Source organism: Paenarthrobacter sp. C1, from assembly GCF_049315185.1.
GTDB classification, from domain to species: domain Bacteria; phylum Actinomycetota; class Actinomycetes; order Actinomycetales; family Micrococcaceae; genus Arthrobacter; species Arthrobacter nicotinovorans.
Genome location: NZ_CP186052.1, coordinates 1,358,236 through 1,376,524, shown reverse-complemented (window position 1 = coordinate 1,376,524; position 18,289 = coordinate 1,358,236). Strand labels below are relative to the sequence as shown.

At 63.7% G+C, this 18,289-nt stretch carries 18 protein-coding genes; 13 read left to right on the top strand and 5 right to left on the bottom strand.

Features of this window, described 5'->3' with window-relative positions; all coding sequences use genetic code 11:
* The first annotated feature begins 223 nt into the window (after positions 1-223).
* A complete protein-coding gene (locus ACNAOU_RS06690; protein ID WP_422758318.1) occupies positions 224-919 on the top strand; it encodes a TIGR03089 family protein in 696 nt (231 codons plus the stop codon).
* A gap of 24 nt (positions 920-943) precedes the next feature.
* Here ACNAOU_RS06690 and ACNAOU_RS06685 read toward each other — a convergent pair whose 3' ends face one another.
* Entirely contained in the window at positions 944-1,510 is a 567-nt protein-coding gene (locus ACNAOU_RS06685; RefSeq protein WP_018777313.1) for a GtrA family protein, read from the bottom strand.
* A gap of 179 nt (positions 1,511-1,689) precedes the next feature.
* On the opposite strand from ACNAOU_RS06685, the gene ACNAOU_RS06680 reads away from it, so the two are divergent.
* From ACNAOU_RS06680 to ACNAOU_RS06660, 5 genes are read left to right on the top strand one after another with little or no spacing between them, the layout of a single operon-like run.
* A complete protein-coding gene (locus ACNAOU_RS06680; RefSeq protein WP_422758317.1) occupies positions 1,690-2,877 on the top strand; it encodes a 5-(carboxyamino)imidazole ribonucleotide synthase in 1,188 nt (395 codons plus the stop codon).
* Positions 2,874-3,437, top strand: a complete 564-nt coding sequence (purE, locus tag ACNAOU_RS06675) for a 5-(carboxyamino)imidazole ribonucleotide mutase (RefSeq protein ID WP_018777311.1) — start codon at positions 2,874-2,876, stop codon at positions 3,435-3,437. The genes ACNAOU_RS06680 and purE overlap by 4 nt, the downstream gene beginning before the upstream one ends.
* Before the next feature lie 11 nt (positions 3,438-3,448).
* Positions 3,449-5,074, top strand: a complete 1,626-nt coding sequence (locus ACNAOU_RS06670; RefSeq protein WP_422758316.1) for an LCP family protein — start codon at positions 3,449-3,451, stop codon at positions 5,072-5,074.
* Between the two features lie 54 nt (positions 5,075-5,128).
* Positions 5,129-6,379 carry a mannose-6-phosphate isomerase, class I gene (gene manA, locus ACNAOU_RS06665; RefSeq protein ID WP_055974875.1) on the top strand — a complete coding sequence of 417 codons (1,251 nt, stop codon included), beginning with the start codon at positions 5,129-5,131 and terminating at the stop codon, positions 6,377-6,379.
* A gap of 3 nt (positions 6,380-6,382) precedes the next feature.
* Positions 6,383-7,318 carry a lipid II:glycine glycyltransferase FemX gene (locus ACNAOU_RS06660; RefSeq protein ID WP_018777308.1) on the top strand — a complete coding sequence of 312 codons (936 nt, stop codon included), beginning with the start codon at positions 6,383-6,385 and terminating at the stop codon, positions 7,316-7,318.
* A 167-nt stretch (positions 7,319-7,485) separates the two neighbouring features.
* Here ACNAOU_RS06660 and glpX read toward each other — a convergent pair whose 3' ends face one another.
* The gene (glpX, locus tag ACNAOU_RS06655) at positions 7,486-8,508 is read right to left on the bottom strand and encodes a class II fructose-bisphosphatase (protein ID WP_018777307.1); all 1,023 of its coding nucleotides are present in this window, start codon (positions 8,506-8,508) and stop codon (positions 7,486-7,488) included.
* 200 nt (positions 8,509-8,708) lie between these two features.
* Here glpX and ACNAOU_RS06650 point away from each other — a divergent pair, with 200 nt between their 5' ends.
* The 5 genes from ACNAOU_RS06650 (at position 8,709) to ACNAOU_RS06630 (ending at position 14,091) form a co-directional block, all read left to right on the top strand.
* Positions 8,709-9,383 (top strand): DUF4245 domain-containing protein, encoded by a 675-nt coding sequence (locus tag ACNAOU_RS06650; RefSeq protein ID WP_018777306.1) that lies wholly within the window; start codon positions 8,709-8,711, stop codon positions 9,381-9,383.
* 57 nt (positions 9,384-9,440) lie between these two features.
* The gene (locus ACNAOU_RS06645; RefSeq protein ID WP_018777305.1) at positions 9,441-10,055 is read left to right on the top strand and encodes a carbonic anhydrase; all 615 of its coding nucleotides are present in this window, start codon (positions 9,441-9,443) and stop codon (positions 10,053-10,055) included.
* A gap of 87 nt (positions 10,056-10,142) precedes the next feature.
* Positions 10,143-11,570 (top strand): class II fumarate hydratase, encoded by a 1,428-nt coding sequence (locus ACNAOU_RS06640; protein ID WP_055974872.1) that lies wholly within the window; start codon positions 10,143-10,145, stop codon positions 11,568-11,570.
* Positions 11,571-11,752: 182 nt separating this feature from the next.
* On the top strand, positions 11,753-12,421 hold the full coding sequence (locus tag ACNAOU_RS06635; RefSeq protein ID WP_018777303.1) for a TetR/AcrR family transcriptional regulator: 669 nt from the start codon (positions 11,753-11,755) through the stop codon (positions 12,419-12,421).
* A complete protein-coding gene (locus tag ACNAOU_RS06630; protein ID WP_039240319.1) occupies positions 12,418-14,091 on the top strand; it encodes an MDR family MFS transporter in 1,674 nt (557 codons plus the stop codon). Before ACNAOU_RS06635 ends, ACNAOU_RS06630 begins: the two co-directional genes overlap by 4 nt.
* Here the strand turns inward: ACNAOU_RS06630 and ACNAOU_RS06625 are convergent.
* Positions 14,088-14,564, bottom strand: coding sequence for an NUDIX hydrolase (locus tag ACNAOU_RS06625; RefSeq protein ID WP_018777301.1), 477 nt, complete (start codon positions 14,562-14,564; stop codon positions 14,088-14,090). The genes ACNAOU_RS06630 and ACNAOU_RS06625 overlap by 4 nt on opposite strands.
* A gap of 66 nt (positions 14,565-14,630) precedes the next feature.
* Complete coding sequence (locus ACNAOU_RS06620; RefSeq protein ID WP_079581093.1) at positions 14,631-15,182, bottom strand: prepilin peptidase; 552 nt, start codon at positions 15,180-15,182, stop codon at positions 14,631-14,633.
* Positions 15,183-15,243: 61 nt separating this feature from the next.
* On the opposite strand from ACNAOU_RS06620, the gene ACNAOU_RS06615 reads away from it, so the two are divergent.
* Complete coding sequence (locus ACNAOU_RS06615; protein ID WP_422758315.1) at positions 15,244-16,005, top strand: hypothetical protein; 762 nt, start codon at positions 15,244-15,246, stop codon at positions 16,003-16,005.
* A 31-nt stretch (positions 16,006-16,036) separates the two neighbouring features.
* Complete coding sequence (locus ACNAOU_RS06610) at positions 16,037-16,681, top strand: GNAT family N-acetyltransferase (RefSeq protein WP_422758314.1); 645 nt, start codon at positions 16,037-16,039, stop codon at positions 16,679-16,681.
* Positions 16,682-16,775: 94 nt separating this feature from the next.
* Here ACNAOU_RS06610 and ACNAOU_RS06605 read toward each other — a convergent pair whose 3' ends face one another.
* Entirely contained in the window at positions 16,776-18,170 is a 1,395-nt protein-coding gene (locus ACNAOU_RS06605; protein ID WP_026267103.1) for a PhoH family protein, read from the bottom strand.
* Between the last annotated feature and the right edge of the window lie 119 nt (positions 18,171-18,289).

The following is an 18,289-nucleotide window of genomic DNA, read 5'->3' as shown; positions in this document are numbered from 1 at the left end:
AAGTGGGATGCGCCACGCCCAACATCCAGGCCGCGGCTTCCGCGGATTGCCGCGGGAAATGGAAGCACAGGATCGGTTGAGGTTAACTTTCGTTGAATTTCCGCGGAAATAGCAGCGGCACCCTCCCGAAGCCCAGCGAATGGACAAACATTGATGTGTCGCAATTCACATCCAAGGGGTTGCTGCCCGGAGTGGTGCGGGACCTGCGTGGCAAGATTGATCCATGAGCATTCCGGCAGTGAACTTGATGACCGCCCTGAGGTCCGGGCATTCCACCTCGCCCAGGCTCACCTGGTACGGCCCCGGCTCCGAGCGTGTTGAACTCTCCGGACGGGTCTTCGACAACTGGGTGGCCAAGACTGGCAACCTGCTGCAGGACGAACTCGATGCCGAGCCCGGAATGGCCGTCCGGCTGGACCTCCCCGCGCACTGGAAGTCCTTTGTGTGGGCCCTTGCCGCCTGGCAGTTAGGCATGGAAGTGGTGCTTGACGGCACCTCGGCGGAGCTGCTGGTAACCGACAAGCCCGACGACGGCGCCGGGGCGGGCTTCGACGCGGTCGTCGCCGTGCCGCTCGCAGCGCTTGCGATGCGCTGGCCGGGCGAGCTGCCGTCCGGCGTCGTGGATTACGCGGCGGAAGTCCGCTCCCATGGCGACGTGTTCATGGCGCATGACGAACCCGGGGCGGAAAACCCCGCGGTACGTGGCACGGCCGGATACGCGCACTCGGCTCTTCTCGAGGGATTCGCGGCTGCGCAGGAACCGGGTGTCCGCCTCCTGGTCCGCGCCGGCGATGGCTTGGAATCATGCCTCTCGGCCGCCCTGGGAGCATGGAAAGAAGACGGCTCCGTAGTGCTGGTGCACGAAGATGTCGAGGTCACCGCGCATCTTCTGGACAACGAGCGCGTCAGCCGGCCTTAGCGTTTGTGCCGGCCTTAGCGTTTGTCAGGGTTTCTTGACCGAAGGAAACTCGCCGGTCGACGGGTTGCCGGCGCCGGCTTCCGCCCCCGCCTTGGCCTTGGGATGCATGTCCAGAAGTTCGTGGTCGTGCGAGAACTCGGGTTCCTGGTCGAGTTCCTTGTTGAAGACCAGGAACCGGTAGGCAAAGAAGCGGACCACTGTCGCCACCAGGATGCCGACCACGCCGGCCGCGAAAAGCATGTTCTTGTCAGTGATGTTCAACCAGTAGTTGGCAATGAACGTGAAGCCGGTGGAGATACCGATGCCGATACCGTTGATGATGACGAACATCACGAACTCGCGCACAACGTTGTCCTGCCGGCGGTGCCGGAAGGTCCAGAACCGGTTGGCAATCCACGAGAAGATCGTCGCCACCACGGCACCGACAAAACGTGCCTTGGACGGGCTGTCGGTCATGGGGCCATGCATCAGGTAGTACGTGAGGCCGTTGTCGATAACGAACGCAACACCACCAACAGCGCCGAACTTGGCTACTTCGCGCCAAAAAAGCGAAGCAAGTCCGCGGATGCGATCTGCGAGTGTGGTGATCATGACCCTCCATGGCCGTTGAAAGTGGGCCGATGGGCCTCGACCATTTTAGCGCCGATTTCCAAGCGCTGCCCGGGAGTACGCTGTGAGAACGCCAATACAGTGGCCGGAACTGACGATAAATGGCGCCAAAAGGGCGGCAGAATCAGTGATCCCCCTGCCGGTTCGGTAGGCTGAACCTTGTGACTTTTCCAGTAATTGGCGTTGTTGGCGGCGGCCAACTCGCACGAATGATGGCTCCGCCCGCTACCGCACTGGGCTTTGAACTCCGCGTTTTGGCCGAAGGCGAGGACGTTTCGGCTGTGGCTGCCGTACCCACGGCCCCCATTGGCGACTACAAGGACCTCGAGGCCCTCCTTGAGTTCTCAAAAGGCCTGGACGTACTGACGTTCGATCACGAACACGTCCCCACCGGGCACCTGAGGGCGCTGTTGGACGCAGGCGTCAATGTCCAGCCCGGCCCCGATGCCCTGGTCAACGCCCAGGACAAGCTCGTGATGCGGGCCGCCATTGACCGCCTGGGCCTGCCCAACCCCGAATGGTCTGCCGTGCACACGGTTGACGAACTGGTCGCCTTCGGTGACAGGATCGGCTGGCCCGTAGTGCTGAAGACACCTCGTGGCGGCTACGACGGCAAGGGCGTCAGAATTGTCGACTCCGCCCAGGAGGCCCTGGAGACCAACGATTGGTTCCAGGCCATGAGCCCCCTGCTGGCCGAAGCGAAGGTGGAGTTCAGCCGTGAACTCTCAGCCCTGGTGGCTCGCACGCCCAGCGGCGAGTCCCGGGCCTGGCCGGTGGTCCACACCATCCAGGTGGACGGAGTCTGCGACGAAGTCATAGCCCCGGCACAGAACATTCCCGTGGAAGTAGCTGCCGCTGCCGAGGAAGCTGCGCTCCGCATCGCCAATGAGCTCGGCGTCACAGGCGTGATGGCGGCAGAGTTGTTCGAAACTCCCGGCGTCGGCGCGGGCTTCCTGATCAATGAACTTGCCATGCGTCCGCACAACACCGGCCACTGGACCCAGGATGGTTCCATCACCAGCCAGTTCGAACAGCACTTGCGTGCAGTTCTGGACCTGCCGCTGGGCGCCACCGATGCGCTCGCTCCGGTAGTGGTGATGAAAAACTTCCTCGGGGGCGAAAACCAGGACCTCTTCAAGGCCTTCCCGCAGGCGCTGGCCTATGAGCCCGCGGCCAAGGTGCATTCCTACGGCAAGTCCGTCCGCCCTGGCCGCAAGATCGGTCACGTCAACCTCGTGGGCACCTCTGCCTCCGACGTCGACTCGGTGCGCCAGCGCGCGACCACCGTGGCCAACATCATCCGCGACGGCCGCAAGCCTGAGCAGCCCACTCTGGAGGAGACCGTATGACGACAACACCGCAGGCCCCGCTGGTAGGACTCGTCATGGGCTCGGACTCCGACTGGCCCGTCATGGAGGCCGCGGCCGATGCCCTGGCCGAGTTCGGCATACCTTTTGAAGCGGACGTCGTTTCGGCCCACCGTATGCCCACGGAAATGATCAGCTACGGACAGAACGCCCACCAGCGCGGTCTCCGCGTCATCATTGCCGGAGCCGGCGGCGCGGCCCACCTTCCGGGCATGCTGGCCTCGGTGACCCCCCTTCCGGTAATCGGCGTTCCGGTTCCGCTCAAGACACTGGACGGCATGGACTCCTTGCTGTCGATCGTGCAGATGCCGGCCGGCGTCCCCGTCGCCACGGTGTCGATTGCAGGGGCCCGCAACGCCGGCCTCCTGGCCGTGCGGATGCTGGCCTCCGGTACTGATGAACTTGCCGCCAAGCTTCGTGGCGACCTCCTGGCTTTCGCCCAGGAACTCAACGATGTGGCCACCAAAAAAGGGGAGAACCTTCGCCACAAGGTTGAGGAAGTCTTCTCCCCTGCCAACCCGTCAGCCCGGAGCCCCCGCTAGGAAGGCAGCGGATGACTACCATGCACAAGAACACGAATCAGCCCGGTTCCGCCCTGACTGATCCTGTCCGCTATCCATCCGGCGCCAGTGCGCCGGTGCGGACCAAACGCGCCTTCGTGCTGGTCCTCCTCACGCTCCTGGTCCCCGGCAGCGCACAAATCGTTGCGGGCGACCGCAAACTTGGCCGCATCGCGCTGCGCGTTACGCTCACGGTGTGGGCGCTGGCGCTGATAACCATCGTCATCGCAGTCACCAACCGGACCATGCTGCTGAGCATTGTCACCCACCCCGTGGGGTCGCTGTTCATTATCGTGGTCCTCGTGGCGCTGGCCCTGGGATGGGCCTACCTGTTCCTCAACACCCTGCGGATCATCAGGCCGACACTCCTGGCACCCGGCATGCGTCCCATCATTGCCGTCGTGGTGGCAATCTCCACCGTGCTGGCGAGCGGATCGCTGGGCTACATTGCCTATGTCCTGAACGTCAGCCGCAACGCAATCGGCAGTATTTTCGACGCCGGTCCCGCGATCGATCCCGTGGACGGGCGTTACAACTTCCTGATGATGGGTGGCGACGCCGGCGATGACAGGACGGGACGCCGTCCCGATAGCCTGTCCGTGATCAGCGTCGATGCGAAAACGGGCGAAAGCGCCATCATTTCAGTCCCCCGCAACCTCCAGAACGCACAGTTCAGCGAGAGTTCGCCCATGCGGAAGATCTACCCCGAGGGCTACAACTGCGGCGACGAGTGCCTCATCAACGCCGTCAACACCGAGGTGACCAACAAGTACCAGGACCTGTATCCGGGCGTTCAGGATCCGGGCGCACAGGCAACCCTGGAAGCTGTGTCCGGAACCCTCGGTATCACGGTCCAAGCCTATGTCCTGGTGGATATGGATGGGTTCGCCAAACTCATCGACGCCATGGGCGGCATCCGCATCAAGGCCGGCGGTTGGGTACCCATCAGCGGCCCCGTCACCGATGAGGCCAACGGAATCCATGGCATGCCCGAGGGCTGGATCCCTGCCGGCGACCAGCATCTGGACGGCTTCCACGCCCTCTGGTACGGCCGCTCCCGCGAATTCGTGGACGACTACGCCCGCATTGCACGCCAGCAATGCGTGCAGCAGGCCATGCTCAAGCAGCTGGACCCGGCCACTCTCCTGACCAAGTTCGAGGACATCGCCAACGCCGGGACCAAGGTGGTCGATTCCAACATCTCGTCCAACCAGCTGGGCAGCTTTGTGGACCTCGCCTTGAAGTCCAAGAACCAGCCCGTCAAACGCCTCACCATCGGGCCGCCGGACTTCGACGCATCGTTCTCCACGGTGCCTGACTTTGACCTGATCCACTCCAAGGTCCAGGAAGTCCTCGCCTCGTCCAACAGCCCCAAGGCAAGTGACGCCGTCGTGACCCATGACCGTCCGGGCGCCGGGCCCGTCATGGCCGCCGGTCCGGTTACTGGCCTGCTGCCCGCAAGCCAACTGCCTTCACCCTCTGCGGACTTCACTCCGGTGACCACAACCCCCGACGGCACGCCGATCACCATTGAGTTGTTGAACGGCCTCAAAGCCCAGGGCGATGAGCAAGGCATCCGCGACCTCGTGGCCACCAACGGCCAGTGCGCACCACTGTAAATTCCCCCTTTGAGTTCCATCCCACGTCCAGCGCAACGATAAGGACTTTCTTTCGTGTACCAGATTGAGAATGTTTTGCGGCCCTATGCGTGGGGTTCGACGACGGCCATCGCCGGACTGCTGGGCCGGCAGGCCTCGGGCGGCCCGGAGGCCGAAATGTGGATCGGGGCCCACCCGGACTCCCCTTCGACGGCCATTCACCCCAACGGTGTCACCCAGCCCCTGGATGCCTTGATCGCCTCGGATCCGCAGCGCTTCCTTGGCTCCGAAAGCCTCGCCGGATTTGGTCCCCGCCTGCCGTTCCTCACCAAGCTCCTGGCGGCCGAAAAGCCGCTTTCCCTCCAGGTCCATCCGAGCCTGGAGCAGGCCCGTGAAGGGTTTGCCCGCGAGAACGCCGCCGGGATCGCCCCCGACGCCGCTGAACGCAACTACCGCGATGACAACCACAAGCCGGAAATGATCTTCGCCCTCACGCCCTTCAAGGCGTTGTGCGGCTTCCGCTCCCCTGCTGACTCCCGCGGCATCTTTGAACACCTGGCGCACGTCCTTGACTCCGCCGCCATCGACGTTCCCGCCGTTATCGCGGACGTCGTCACCGACCTTGCGCAAGCTGATGCTTCCGCTGCGCTGAAGGCTGCCTTCAGCCGGCTCATCCAGGGCGGCAGTGACGTCTCCGATGCCATTAACGAGGTAGTCGCGGTACTTTCTGCCGGGGCACCGCTGGAGCCGCACCGGGAAGCGCTGACCGCAATGCTGGACATCAATGAAGCCTTCCCCGGAGACCCCGGCGTCCTCATCTCCCTGCTCCTGAACCATTTGTCCCTCGAACCCGGTGAAGTGGTCTACCTCCCTGCGGGGAACATCCACGCCTATCTGCACGGCCTGGGCGTCGAGGTCATGGCGTCCTCGGACAATGTCCTTCGCGGTGGACTCACGCCCAAGCACGTGGACGTTCCGGAACTGTTGAAGACCGTACGTTTCGAATCCCTCGGGGTTCCACGCGTCGAGGCCAGCGGGACGGAGTTCGGACAGGAGCTGTACCGCCCGCCGTTCAAGGAGTTCCAGCTCCAGCGCATCGAGCTCGGCCCTGACGCAGCACCGGTGCCGCTGGCGCAGACCGGGCCCGCCGTCGTCGTGGTTGTTTCCGGCGCCGTGCTTCTCGACTCGCCCAAGAGCGACCTCCAGCTTGGACGTGGCGCTGCAGCGTTCATCCCCGACGTCGAAGCCCCGGTCAACGTCCACCCGGTCCAGGGCGCGACGGACACCAGCATTGCCTTCGCAGTCACGACAGGCTTGGGGAACTGAACCGTGGAATTCTTCCTCCAAACGCCCGCATGGGCGGCAGTCCAGCGTTCCCTGGGGCGCCGCGTCCACGAAAAAACCGGCCCCGGATGGAGTTTCCTCGCTATTGAGGAGAAGAACCCCGCCGGCAAAGTCATCTACGCGCCCTATGGGCCTGTGGCTGATTCCGTCGAAGCATTCGACGCCGCCACGGCGGCTTTGGTGGCGCTGGCCAAGGCGGAGCACGCCGTCTTCGTCCGGATGGAACCTGCTGCGGCAGGTTTTACCGCGTCCGACGCCGGTCCCCTGCTCCGCGCGCGGGGCTTACGGCCCGCGCCGGTCAACCAGCAGCCGGAACTCAGCTGGATTGTGGATCTGGACGGGGATTTCAAGGACGTCCTCGCGGGCATGAAGCCAACAAACCGGAACTTGTACCGGAACATCCACAAAAAGGGAGTGACGTTCCGGACCTCCCAGGACCCGGCGGACATCTCCATCCTGCTGCACTTCCTCCACCTGACGGCGGCGCGGAATGGCTTCAAGCCGCAGAGCGATGAATACCTGACCCAGGTGGCGGCATCATTGCTGCCTGCAGGGGCCGGAACCTTGTTCATCGCCGAACTGGAAGGTGAGCCCATCGCGGCCGCCTTCGCCTACGATTCGGCAGACACCCGGGTCTACGCCCACGCGGCACTCGATGACACGCACCGCAAGCTCAGCGCAGGTATCCCCCTCCTGGTCACCCTCATGGCAGACGCCAAGGAAAAGGGCCTCAAGCACGTGGACCTCTGGGGCGTCGCACCCGAGGACCAGCCGGACCACAAATGGGCGGGCTTCACGGCGTTCAAGAAATCCTTCGGAGGCCGCGAAGTCTCCTACCCCGGCACCTGGGACCTCCCGGTCAACAAACTCCGCTACGGCGCCTACCAGCTGGCCAGGAAGCTCCGCGACAAACTCCGCTAAGCCTTTCCCGGCTCCACCCGCGCCCGGCACACCCCACAACAGCGCGAAGCGGAAGCCGGCCGGACACAGAGAAGGACGGCGGGTATCGCGACAGCGGCATCAAATCGACGAGGTACGAGGAGATAGCCGCCGAGCGATGCTCGCCGTCCTTCTGTGAGCTGCGGAGGTTACGCCTTGCGCGCGTACGTCTCCCACTTGGATGCGTGGTGCTCAGCATCAACGAAGCGGACGGTGCCGGACTTCGAGCGCATCACGATGGACTGGGTCAGGACGCGGTCCTTCTGGTAGCGGACGCCGTGCAGGAGGTCGCCGTCGGTGATGCCGGTGGCTGCGAAGTAGCAGTTGTCCGAGGTGACGAGGTCGTTGGTGGACAGGACGCGGTCGAGGTCGTGTCCGGCGTCGATGGCCTTCTGCTTCTCGTCGTCCGACGTCGGCCAGAGGCGGCCCTGGATGACGCCGCCGAGGGACTTGATGGCGCAGGCTGCAACGATGCCTTCCGGGGTGCCGCCGATGCCCATGAGGGCGTCGACGCCGGTGCCGGTACGGGCTGCTGCAATGGCGCCTGCGACGTCGCCGTCCATGATGAACTTGGTGCGCGCGCCGGCTTCGCGGATCTCTTCAACCAGAGGGCGGTGGCGGTCACGGTCAAGGATCATGACGTTGAGCTGGTTGACCTTGACGCCCTTGGCCTTGGCGATGAGGTGCAGGTTCTGCTTGACGGGCAGGCGCAGATCCACCATGTCGGCGGCCTCGGGACCCGTGACGAGCTTCTCCATGTAGAAGACTGCGGAGGGGTCGAACATGGAGCCGCGCTCAGCGACTGCCAGCACTGCGAGGGCGTTGTTGATGCCCAGGGCGGTGAGGCGGGTTCCGTCGATGGGATCGACGGCGACGTCGCACTCGGGACCGGTGCCGTCACCAACCTGCTCGCCGTTGAACAGCATGGGGGCTTCGTCTTTTTCGCCTTCACCAATCACCACGACGCCGTTGAAGTGGACGGTGTGAAGGAACGAACGCATGGCGTCGACGGCGGCACCGTCGGCTTTGTTCTTGTCGCCGAAACCTACCCAGTGGCCGCCGGCAATTGCCGCGGCTTCGGTGACGCGGACGAGTTCAAGCGCAAGGTTGCGGTCGGGTTCGTCGATGCCGACGGCGAGCGACGGCGAAATCGTGGAATACTGCTGGGTCATTGGTGCAGGAGACACTTGAACCTCTTCTTCGAGTGACGATTCACGGGACCGGACATGGTTGCGCGGGGCAACCCGGGGTTCCTCTACCAACGATCATAGTCGCCACGTCCACTCCGGGTGGTTGAATGACCACCGGCCGCAATACCGGCGGTGAGGTTGCCCGATGTGTGTTCCCTGCCCCGATAAGGGATCATGGGAGGGTGAGTGAAACGCAGGACAAGCCCGCTGCCGGCAACCAACCGGATGCTGCCGCGGCTGAGCCAACCAGTGCCCCGGATGCCCCCTTCAAGCCCGTCATCGCGGCGAAAGCTGCCAAACGGGCCAACGCGTCCGTGATTGGCATGGTCATTGCCCTTTTGGTCTGCGTGCTGGCTTTCCTCCCCATCGTCCTGATGAATCCGGCTCCGAAGGGCGACGGCTTCAGGCCTCCCATCGATGTCTCCTCCATCGCCAGGAACGCCGAAGGTGTGGCGGGATTCACACCTGTCACTCCCGATACCGGCGACACATTTACCCCGAATTACGCGCGGTGGGAATCGGGCAGCGGGACAGGCGTGCCCACTTGGGAGGTCGGTTTCCTGACTCCCAAGGAAGCTTTCATCGGCCTCACCCAGACCAATAAGGCCAATCCCACCTGGGTATTGCAGCAGACGGGCAACCTCCCGGTCACCGGCACGCGCAACGCCGGCGGGCAGGAGTGGGAACTGCGCGATTCGGGCAAGGAAAAGCGCAGCATGGTCCTGGACTACAAGGGCACCACCATCATCCTGAGCGGCACGGCAAGCCTCGAGGAATTCGCGACGTTGGCCACCGCCGTCGTCAAGTCAGCGGACCAGGGCACCGCACCTTCGGCCTCAGCTGCCCCGTCCGCCTGACCGATTGGCGCGCAACAGTTTCACTGACTGCTGTCTCTGCGTCGTAAAGTAAGGTTCGTGCCTACTTACCTGACTCCAGCCCTGGCGTGGCGCCGTCTCCGCGAGGGCAACGAACGCTTTGTCTCCGGCGAATCCCTGCACCCCAACCAGGATGCCGCCCGTCGCTCGTCCCTCATCGAGGACCAAAACCCCTTCGCCGTCATCTTCGGTTGTTCCGATTCCCGGCTCGCTGCAGAGATCATTTTCGACCTCGGCCTTGGTGATGCTTTTGTTGTGCGGACCGCCGGCCAGGTGATTGACGATGCCGTCCTCGGTTCCCTGGAATACAGCATCAGCCAACTCCGGGTTCCGTTGATCGTCATCCTCGGCCACGACAGCTGTGGTGCGGTGAAGGCCACCAAGGCAGCTGTCGAGACCGGTGAGATGCCTGCGGGCTTCATCCGGGACCTCGTCGAACGCATCACCCCCTCCGTCCTGACTGCCAAGCGCAACGAGCAGGAAGACGTCAACGACATGGTGGTGGAGCACGTGAAGCAGACCGCCGCACGCCTGGCTGACAGCTCCCGTGTGATTTCCGACGCCATCGACGACGGCCGCGTCGCCGTCATCGGCCTGTCGTACAAGCTCGATGAGGGCCGCGCGGCCCTCGTTTCCGGGATCGGCAAGCTCTAAGAGGACGTGCTCCGGCGGCAACGCCGGAGCACGTAGCACTCTCCTCCGGGTTTTCTGTGAGGCGTCGGATCGCCATAAGCTAGCCCCATGACTTCCACCACTGAGTTCCGTATTGAACATGACACGATGGGCGAAGTTCGCGTCCCCGTGAACGCCCTGTACCGCGCCCAGACGCAGCGTGCTGTGGAGAACTTCCCCATCTCCGGCAAAACGCTCGAGCGCACACACATTGAAGCCCTTGCCCGGGTCAAGAAGGCCGCCGCACTGGCGAACGCCGAACTGGGGGTGCTCGATGGCGAGCTCGCCGAGGCCATCGCCGCAGCTGCCGATGAGGTTGCAACGGGCAAGTACGACGGCGACTTCCCGATCGACGTTTTCCAGACCGGCTCGGGTACCTCGTCCAACATGAACACCAACGAGGTCATCGCGGAACTGGCTTCCCGCGCCCTCTCGGCCGCCGGCAGCGACAAGGTGGTCCACCCCAACGACCACGTCAACGCTTCCCAGTCCTCCAACGACGTCTTCCCGACTTCCGTCCACGTCGCCGCCACCTCGGCCCTGATCAATGACCTGATCCCGGCCCTTGAGTACCTGGCAGCTTCCCTGGACCGCAAGGCCGTGGAGTTCAAGGACGTCGTCAAGTCCGGCCGTACGCACCTCATGGATGCGACCCCGGTCATGCTTGGCCAGGAATTTGGCGGTTACGCAGCGCAGGTGCGCTACGGCATCGAGCGCATCAACGCCGCTCTCCCCCGCGTAGCCGAGGTCCCCCTGGGCGGTACCGCTGTTGGTACCGGCATCAACACCCCGGCCGGCTTCCCGGAGCGCGTCATCGAACTCCTCGCAGCCGACACCGGCCTGCCGCTGACCGAAGCCCGCGACCACTTTGAGGCACAGGCGAACCGCGACGGCCTGATCGAGGGCTCCAGCCAGCTGCGCAACATCGCGATCTCCTTCATGAAGATCAACAACGACCTCCGCTGGATGGGCTCGGGCCCCAACACGGGCCTGGGCGAAATCGCCCTTCCGGACCTCCAGCCCGGCTCCTCGATCATGCCCGGCAAGGTCAACCCGGTCATCTGCGAAGCGTCCATCATGGTGTGCGCCCAGGTCATCGGCAACGACACCGCCATCGCCTGGTCCGGCACCAACGGCGCCTTCGAACTCAACGTCGGCATCCCCGTCATGGCCGCCAACCTCCTCGAGTCCATCCGTCTGCTGGCCAACACCAGCCGCGTCATGGCCGACAAGATGATCGACGGCATCACCGCCAACGTCGAGCGCGCCCGGTTCCTGGCCGAGGCCTCCCCCTCGATCGTGACGCCGCTGAACAAGTACATCGGCTACGAAAACGCCGCCAAGATCGCCAAGACCGCCGTCAAGGAGGGCCTGACCATCCGCCAGGCTACCGAGCAGCTCGGCTTCGTTGGCGAAGGCGAAGGCAAGGTCTCCGAGGCCGACCTCGATAAGGCTTTGGACGTCACCACCATGACGTCGCCGGCCCACAAGGCCTGACCCTTGGCTTAAACCCAAAGCACGACGGCCGGTACCTTTCGCACGAGAGGTACCGGCCGTCGTCGTACCCGGGAGTTTTTGTACAGCAGGTGCCCTCAAGAAACCTCCTTAGCGGCATCAGGTGTACAAGACCTCCGAGCAGGATTTTGCACCCTGGGTCGAAAAGTGCAAAACTTTACTTTGTGAGTAATAGTGCAAATATCGACGGCGGCCTCCGCGAGCGCAAGCGCGCCGCCACGCGGCTGGCCATCACGGCAGTCGCACGAACCCTGACCGCCGAACGCGGCCTGAATGGCTACACCGTGGAAGAGGTGTGCGAAGAGGCGGGCATCTCCCGCCGGACCTTCTTCAACTACTTCCACTCCAAGGAAGACGCAGTCATCGGAGCATTCTCCGATGACCTGCCCCAGGATTCGCTGGATAACTTCAACCGGGATCCTGAACGGCTGCCGGACGGCATCTCCGCCACGTTGCTCGCTGCCCTGTACCACCTCACCGTGGACATCGTGGAGCGTTCCACCATCAGCCGTACCGAGATCCAGCAACTGATTGCTGCCATCAAGGCCGAGCCCCAGCTCCTGGGCCGCATGACCCTTGAAGGCGAGGCCAGGGAGCGGCAGTTCATGGAACTGATCGCCGCCCGTGAGGGCCTCTCCCCCGGACATCCGGAGATCATCATGGCCTCAGCCGTGTTCGGCGCTGTTTCCAAGAAGACATCCCATCAGTTCTTCTCGGAGGACAACACGCGGCCTTACCGCGAGCTCCTGGACCAGAACCTTGCCGCAGCCCGGAAACTCTTATCGCAACCGCTGGACACCACTCCTGCACAGACACCGAAGGACCCCGCATGAGTACACTCTCGAAGGCGGCAGAACCACTGCTGCTGACCCAGAAACGGATCTGGATCATCTTCTCGGCGCTGATCGCAGGCATGCTCCTGTCCAGCCTCGACCAAACCATCGTTTCCACCGCCATGCCCACCATCGTGGGAAAGCTCGGCGGTGTCGAGCACCAGGCCTGGATCACCACGGCCTATCTCCTGGCCACCACGATCGTCATGCCCATCTACGGCAAGTTCGGTGACATCCTGGGCCGGCGCAACCTGTTCCTGGTTGCCATCGCCCTGTTTACCCTCGCTTCGGTGGGCTGCGCTTTCGCCACCGACTTCTGGGGCTTCGTGATCTTCCGCGCCATCCAGGGTCTGGGCGGCGGCGGCCTGATGATCCTCTCGCAGGCCATCATCGCCGACATCGTTCCCGCCAAGGAGCGCGGCAAGTACATGGGTCCGCTGGGCGCCATCTTCGGTCTCTCCGCCGTCGCCGGACCGCTGCTGGGCGGCTTCTTCGTGGACCACCTCACGTGGGAATGGGCGTTCTACATCAACATCCCCATCGGAATCGCGGCGTTTATCACCGCATGGTTCACCTTGACGCTTCCCAACAAAAAGGCCGAAAAGAAGATCGACATCCTGGGAGTCATCTTCCTCTCTGCCGCCACCACCTGCCTTATCTTCTTCACCGACTTCGGCGGCAAGAAGGACGAAGGCTGGGATTCACCCCTCACCTGGGCCTTTGGCGCCGGCATGGTGCTGGCCGCTTTTGCCTTCGTCATGGTTGAACGGCGCGCCGAGGACCCCATCATTCCGCTGAGCCTGTTCAAAAACCCGATCTTCATCAACGCGACCGCCATCGGCTTCACGCTCGGCCTGGGCATGTTCGCTGCCATCGCGTTCGTTCCCACCTTCCTGCAGATGTCCTCCGGTACTTCAGCAGCCGAATCCGGGCTGCTCATGCTGCCGATGATGGTTGGCCTGATGGGCACGTCCATCTACTCCGGTATCCGTATTTCCAAGACCGGCAAGTACAAGATGTTCCCGATCCTGGGTGCGGCGTTGACCATTGCGGCCATGCTGTGGCTGACCACCCTGACGGCAGCAACCCCGATCTGGGTCATCTGCGTGCAGCTGTTCATCTTCGGAGCCGGCCTGGGGCTGATCATGCAGGTCATCGTCCTGGTGGTGCAGAACTCCGTTCCGGCGGACCAGATCGGCACGGCAACCAGCACCAACAACTACTTCCGCGAGGTCGGTGCATCACTGGGTGTCGCCGTGTTCGGTTCCATCTTCACCAACCGCCTGGCTGAATCACTCAGGGAGGCATTCACCGGTGCCGGCGCTTCTGCGGAGCAGGCTTCGCAGTCCACCAGCACGCTTGATCCCCAAGCCCTGGCGCAGCTGCCTGAGCAGTTGCGGGATGCGATTGTGAACGCGTACGCCAATTCCTTGGCTCCAGTGTTCTGGTACCTGGTGCCGTTCATCGCCATCGCCCTGGTTTTGGCCATCACGCTGAAGCAGATCCCACTCTCCGACACCGCCGGCATGGTGGCCCGTGGTGAAGCAATCGGGGGCGCGGAGGCTGACAGGCTTGAGGCTGAGCGCCGTGAAACCACGCAGACGGCGCCGGACGAGGACGACCTCAGGACGGATCGCCCGACAGCCGACGCCGGAAGCCAACAGCACTAATCCTCCATTTGGTAAGCCACGGGGCCTTCGGGCTCCGTGGCAAGCCTGATGGCTTCAAGGTTGCCGGCGCTCATCTCCGGAAGATCATCCAAGGCGAACCAGCCCACGGCCAGTGATTCGTCGTCATTGACCCTGGCGTCTCCCGAGACGTACCTGCACCGGAAGGTGATGTCCAGGAAGTCGCACACGTCGCCGTTCGGAAAGGTCACGGGACCTACAACGCCGACGCCGACAATCCGTTCCGTTTCCGCCACCACCGCAGTCTCCTCGAAGATCTCGCGCACCAGCCCTGGGGCGGGGTGTTCGCCCGGTTCGAGCATTCCGGTGATGAGGGCCCAGTGCCCGTTGTCGGCCCGCTGGCCCAGCAGCACCCTGCCTTCGTCGTCGAAGACCACTCCCCTGACGGCCGGCAGCCAGAGGGGGTCATGGCCGATCTTCTCCCGCAGTCTGAGCACAAAATCCGGGGCACCCATGGTTCAGCGTTCCTCACAAGAATGGTCGGTCCCGGCGCGGTTTGCAGCCTTGCAGACAGGCTAGCCTCATGCGGGCAGCAGCACCATCGCAACAGCTGCTCCGGCCAGCATGAAAGGACCGAACGGAATGGCCGAACGCAGCGTTCCCCGCCGTGCGGCAAGGATGAACAAGCTCCAAAGCCCTCCCAGGAGGAAGGCCGCAAAGGTTCCGGCAAAGATGTGGCTCCAACCCAAATAGCCCAGGTAGAGGCCCAGCACCCCGGCCAGCTTCACGTCGCCAAAGCCCATCCCTGGTGGATGGATGAACCGCAGCACGAAATAGAAGAACCAGAGGGCCGCGCCGCCGGCAAGAACCGCCAGCCCCGGCACCCCCAACAGAGTGGCGGATGCTGCCCCTTGCGTAGGGGTACCGGGAAACGACGCCGCGATCGCGGCAGCGAGCAACAGCACTCCGGCCACACCGTAGGACGGAAGCACAATCCGGTTGGGCAGCAAGTGGCTGCGGACGTCGATGACCGTGAGCCGGACAGCCATCACCACGAAATACAGGCAGGCTGCCGCCACCAGCCAAAAACCCAGCGGGCTGGCCGTCCAGAGCTCGGAGAGTCGTCGGATCACCCTCGGATGCTACCCCGTTTTGCCCGTCCGACCCGTTTGAACGCTTGGGTAAACTGTGGATATGGGGCGCTACAGTGCAGACGAACCGGGCTTTGACTTGTCCTCCACATTCCGGAATCTATGCCGTTCTTCGCCATGGAAGTGGACCACCCTGCGATTTGAATATCTTGAGCGGCCCGGCAGTGGCGCCAATATTGTCCGTGCCTGGCTGCGGCGCCCGGGGGCCCTCCGCCTTGAGACGGCTGACGGTCAATTGCTCCACAGCACCACCGGCATCAACGACTCCCGGGATGACCTGTACGTCAGCTCCACGCGACGGTCCTGGCTGCTGCCGGCGCATCTGGTAACCCCTGTCTACGACGACGCCGGGCTGGTGCGCAGGCGTCCCGAGGCGGCGTATGGTGAGCCGTCCTTCGGCAATGGCCGCCTGCCTGCAGCCTTGGATCCAGTGGAGTTGGCCGGCAACGCGCCGGTTCCCATCGAATTCCCGGACACCAACCGCGTCTTCCTCGAACCCCCCATGGAAGTGGACCACGAGGGCCGTCCTGCCCTGGAAACCATCGTTAGGCCCAGCCGGACCTACGTTCCTTCCGATCCCGCCCAGCCCTTGGTCCATCCCGGCCGGACGCTGATCAGGATCGACACCGGAACAGGGGTCTGCGTGGCCAGCCAGAGCCTGGATGGCGACACTTCCGGTACGGGCCACTGGCTGAAGATCCTGGGTGTCGACGAGTACATGCTCGATGACCTGTTCCTGGCGGAGTCCATGAACCTCACGGACGTCCGGCGGCACATTCCGTGGGACATCGGCCCGGCCGCCTGACCGCGCCGCCTTTTCGGGCTAAGCTACGGCGATGACATCGCTGGCAGACATCTGGCCCCCGTTCGGACTCATTCTCACCACCCCGAGGCTGACCGTCCGTCCGATTCTCGACGACGACATCCCCGCCGCTGTGGACGCGGCCCGCTCAGGTATCCACGAACCCGGCAAGAGCCCCTTCAGCACGCCGTGGGCTGAAATGCCGGCGGACGAGCTGGCACCGAACATGGCCCAGTGGTACTGGCGGTGCCGTGGAAACTTCACCAAGGATTCCTGGACCCTCCTCCTGGCGGTCTGGCGCGACGACGAATTCCTCGGCGTTCAGGACCTCGGTGCCAGGAACTTCGCGACGCTCAAAACGGTAAGCACGGGTTCCTGGCTCAAGCAGTCCGCGCAGGGCCAGGGCGTCGGCAAGGAGATGCGCGCCGCCGTCGTCAGTTACGCCTTCGATTACCTTGGCGCCGAAGTGGCCGAATCCGAAGCAGCGTCGTGGAACCAACAATCCCTGGGCGTCTCCACCAGCCTCGGCTACGAACTCAACGGCATCTCCCGGGACGGCTGGGGAGAAAAAATCGAAGAAGTCCAAAGAGTCCGTCTCACCCCCACCACCTTCAAACGCCCCGACTGGACCCTCAAAGTCCAGGGCCACGAAGAACTAAAGAACTACCTGAAGCTGTAACTGCACCTCCACTTCGTCGTGTCTAAGCGACGGCGAAGGGCCGTGGCCCGGCGAACCGGACCACGGCCCTGGACACCACGTTCCAAGGAGATGCTTAGATCTCGGCCCCCTCCAGCAATTCCGTAACAAGCGCAGCAATCGGCGAACGCTCGGACCGGGTCAGCGTGATGTGCCCGAACAACGGATGTCCCTTGAGGGTCTCCACGACGGCGGCAACGCCGTCGTGCCGTCCCACGCGCAGGTTGTCGCGCTGGGCAACATCGTGGGTGAGGACGATCTTGGAGTTTTGACCGATGCGGCTCATGACGGTCAGCAGGACGTTCTTTTCGAGCGACTGGGCTTCATCCACGATGACGAAGGCATCGTGCAGCGAACGCCCGCGGATGTGGGTCAGGGGCAGGACTTCCAGCATGCCGCGGTCCATGACTTCTTCCACGACTTCCTGGCTGACCAACGCGCCGAGGGTATCGAACACGGCCTGGGCCCACGGGTTCATTTTTTCGGATTCGGATCCGGGAAGGTAGCCGAGCTCCTGGCCGCCCACTGCGTACAGGGGCCGGAAGACGACCACCTTCCGGTGCTCACGGCGCTCCAGTACGGCTTCAAGGCCTGCGCAGAGGGCAAGCGCGGACTTGCCTGTGCCTGCCCGTCCGCCGATGGACACGATGCCTACGGAGGGGTCCATGAGCATGTCGATGGCGAGCCGCTGTTCGGCGGAGCGTCCGTGGAGTCCGAAGACGTCCCGGTCGCCCTTGACCAGACGGACCTGCTTGTCGGCTCCCACGCGACCCAGAGCGGATCCCCTGTTCGACAGAAGCACCAGTCCGGTGTTCACGGGGAGTTCGGCGGCTGCGGGAATGAAGACAGGTTCATGGCCGTAGAGCGTGGTGATTTCGTCGTCGTTGGCTTCTATTTCCGCCATGCCGGTCCAGCCGGAGTCCTTGACGAGTTCGTTGCGGTACTCGTCCGCCTGGAGTCCCATGGCGGACGCCTTGACCCGCATGGGGAGGTCTTTGGAGACCACCGTGACGTTGTGGCCCTCGTTGGCCAGGTTCTTGGCCACGGCCAGGATCCGGCTGTCGTTGTCGCCACCGCGGAAGCCCGCAGGAAGCACGTCCGGGGAAATGTGGTTCATTTCCACCCTGAGCAGCCCGCCGTCGTTCCCCAGGGGAATGGCCCGGTCCAGTCCGCCGTGTTCGATCCTGAGGTCGTCGAGGAGACGCAGGGCTTTCCTGGCGAAGTAGCCAAGTTCCGGATCGTGGCGCTTTCCCTCGAGTTCACTGATGACCACGATGGGAACGATGACCTCATGTTCTGCGAACCGCAGGAGTGCGTGGGGATCGGAAAGCAGGACGGATGTATCGATCACATAGCTGCGGCCCGTGGCGGACGCTGTTGCCCGCGCTTTTTGTGGGACCCGCTTGGCGCGAGAGGTAGCTGCACTTTCCCCGTCGGAAACCATTGCGGGCAGTTGCTCAGAAATAGCCACATCGACTCCAGCCCCGGGCGGTCGCCCGGCCTAATGGTGAAGCGGCTCGGCCGGAAGGCCGGGCGTGGCCTCCCATGTAACTGGTGCGATGTTCCGCTCCATATACTGGCCTCCCCGAT

Coding starts and splice junctions, on each gene's coding strand:
- ACNAOU_RS06690 (WP_422758318.1), top strand. CDS start 224: ATGAGCATTCCGGCAGTGAACTTGATGACCGCCCTGAGGTCCGGGCAT.
- ACNAOU_RS06685 (WP_018777313.1), bottom strand. CDS start 1,510: ATGATCACCACACTCGCAGATCGCATCCGCGGACTTGCTTCGCTTTTT.
- purE (WP_018777311.1), top strand. CDS start 2,874: ATGACGACAACACCGCAGGCCCCGCTGGTAGGACTCGTCATGGGCTCG.
- ACNAOU_RS06670 (WP_422758316.1), top strand. CDS start 3,449: ATGACTACCATGCACAAGAACACGAATCAGCCCGGTTCCGCCCTGACT.
- glpX (WP_018777307.1), bottom strand. CDS start 8,508: ATGACCCAGCAGTATTCCACGATTTCGCCGTCGCTCGCCGTCGGCATC.
- ACNAOU_RS06640 (WP_055974872.1), top strand. CDS start 10,143: ATGACTTCCACCACTGAGTTCCGTATTGAACATGACACGATGGGCGAA.
- ACNAOU_RS06630 (WP_039240319.1), top strand. CDS start 12,418: ATGAGTACACTCTCGAAGGCGGCAGAACCACTGCTGCTGACCCAGAAA.
- ACNAOU_RS06625 (WP_018777301.1), bottom strand. CDS start 14,564: ATGGGTGCCCCGGATTTTGTGCTCAGACTGCGGGAGAAGATCGGCCAT.
- ACNAOU_RS06615 (WP_422758315.1), top strand. CDS start 15,244: ATGGGGCGCTACAGTGCAGACGAACCGGGCTTTGACTTGTCCTCCACA.
- ACNAOU_RS06610 (WP_422758314.1), top strand. CDS start 16,037: ATGACATCGCTGGCAGACATCTGGCCCCCGTTCGGACTCATTCTCACC.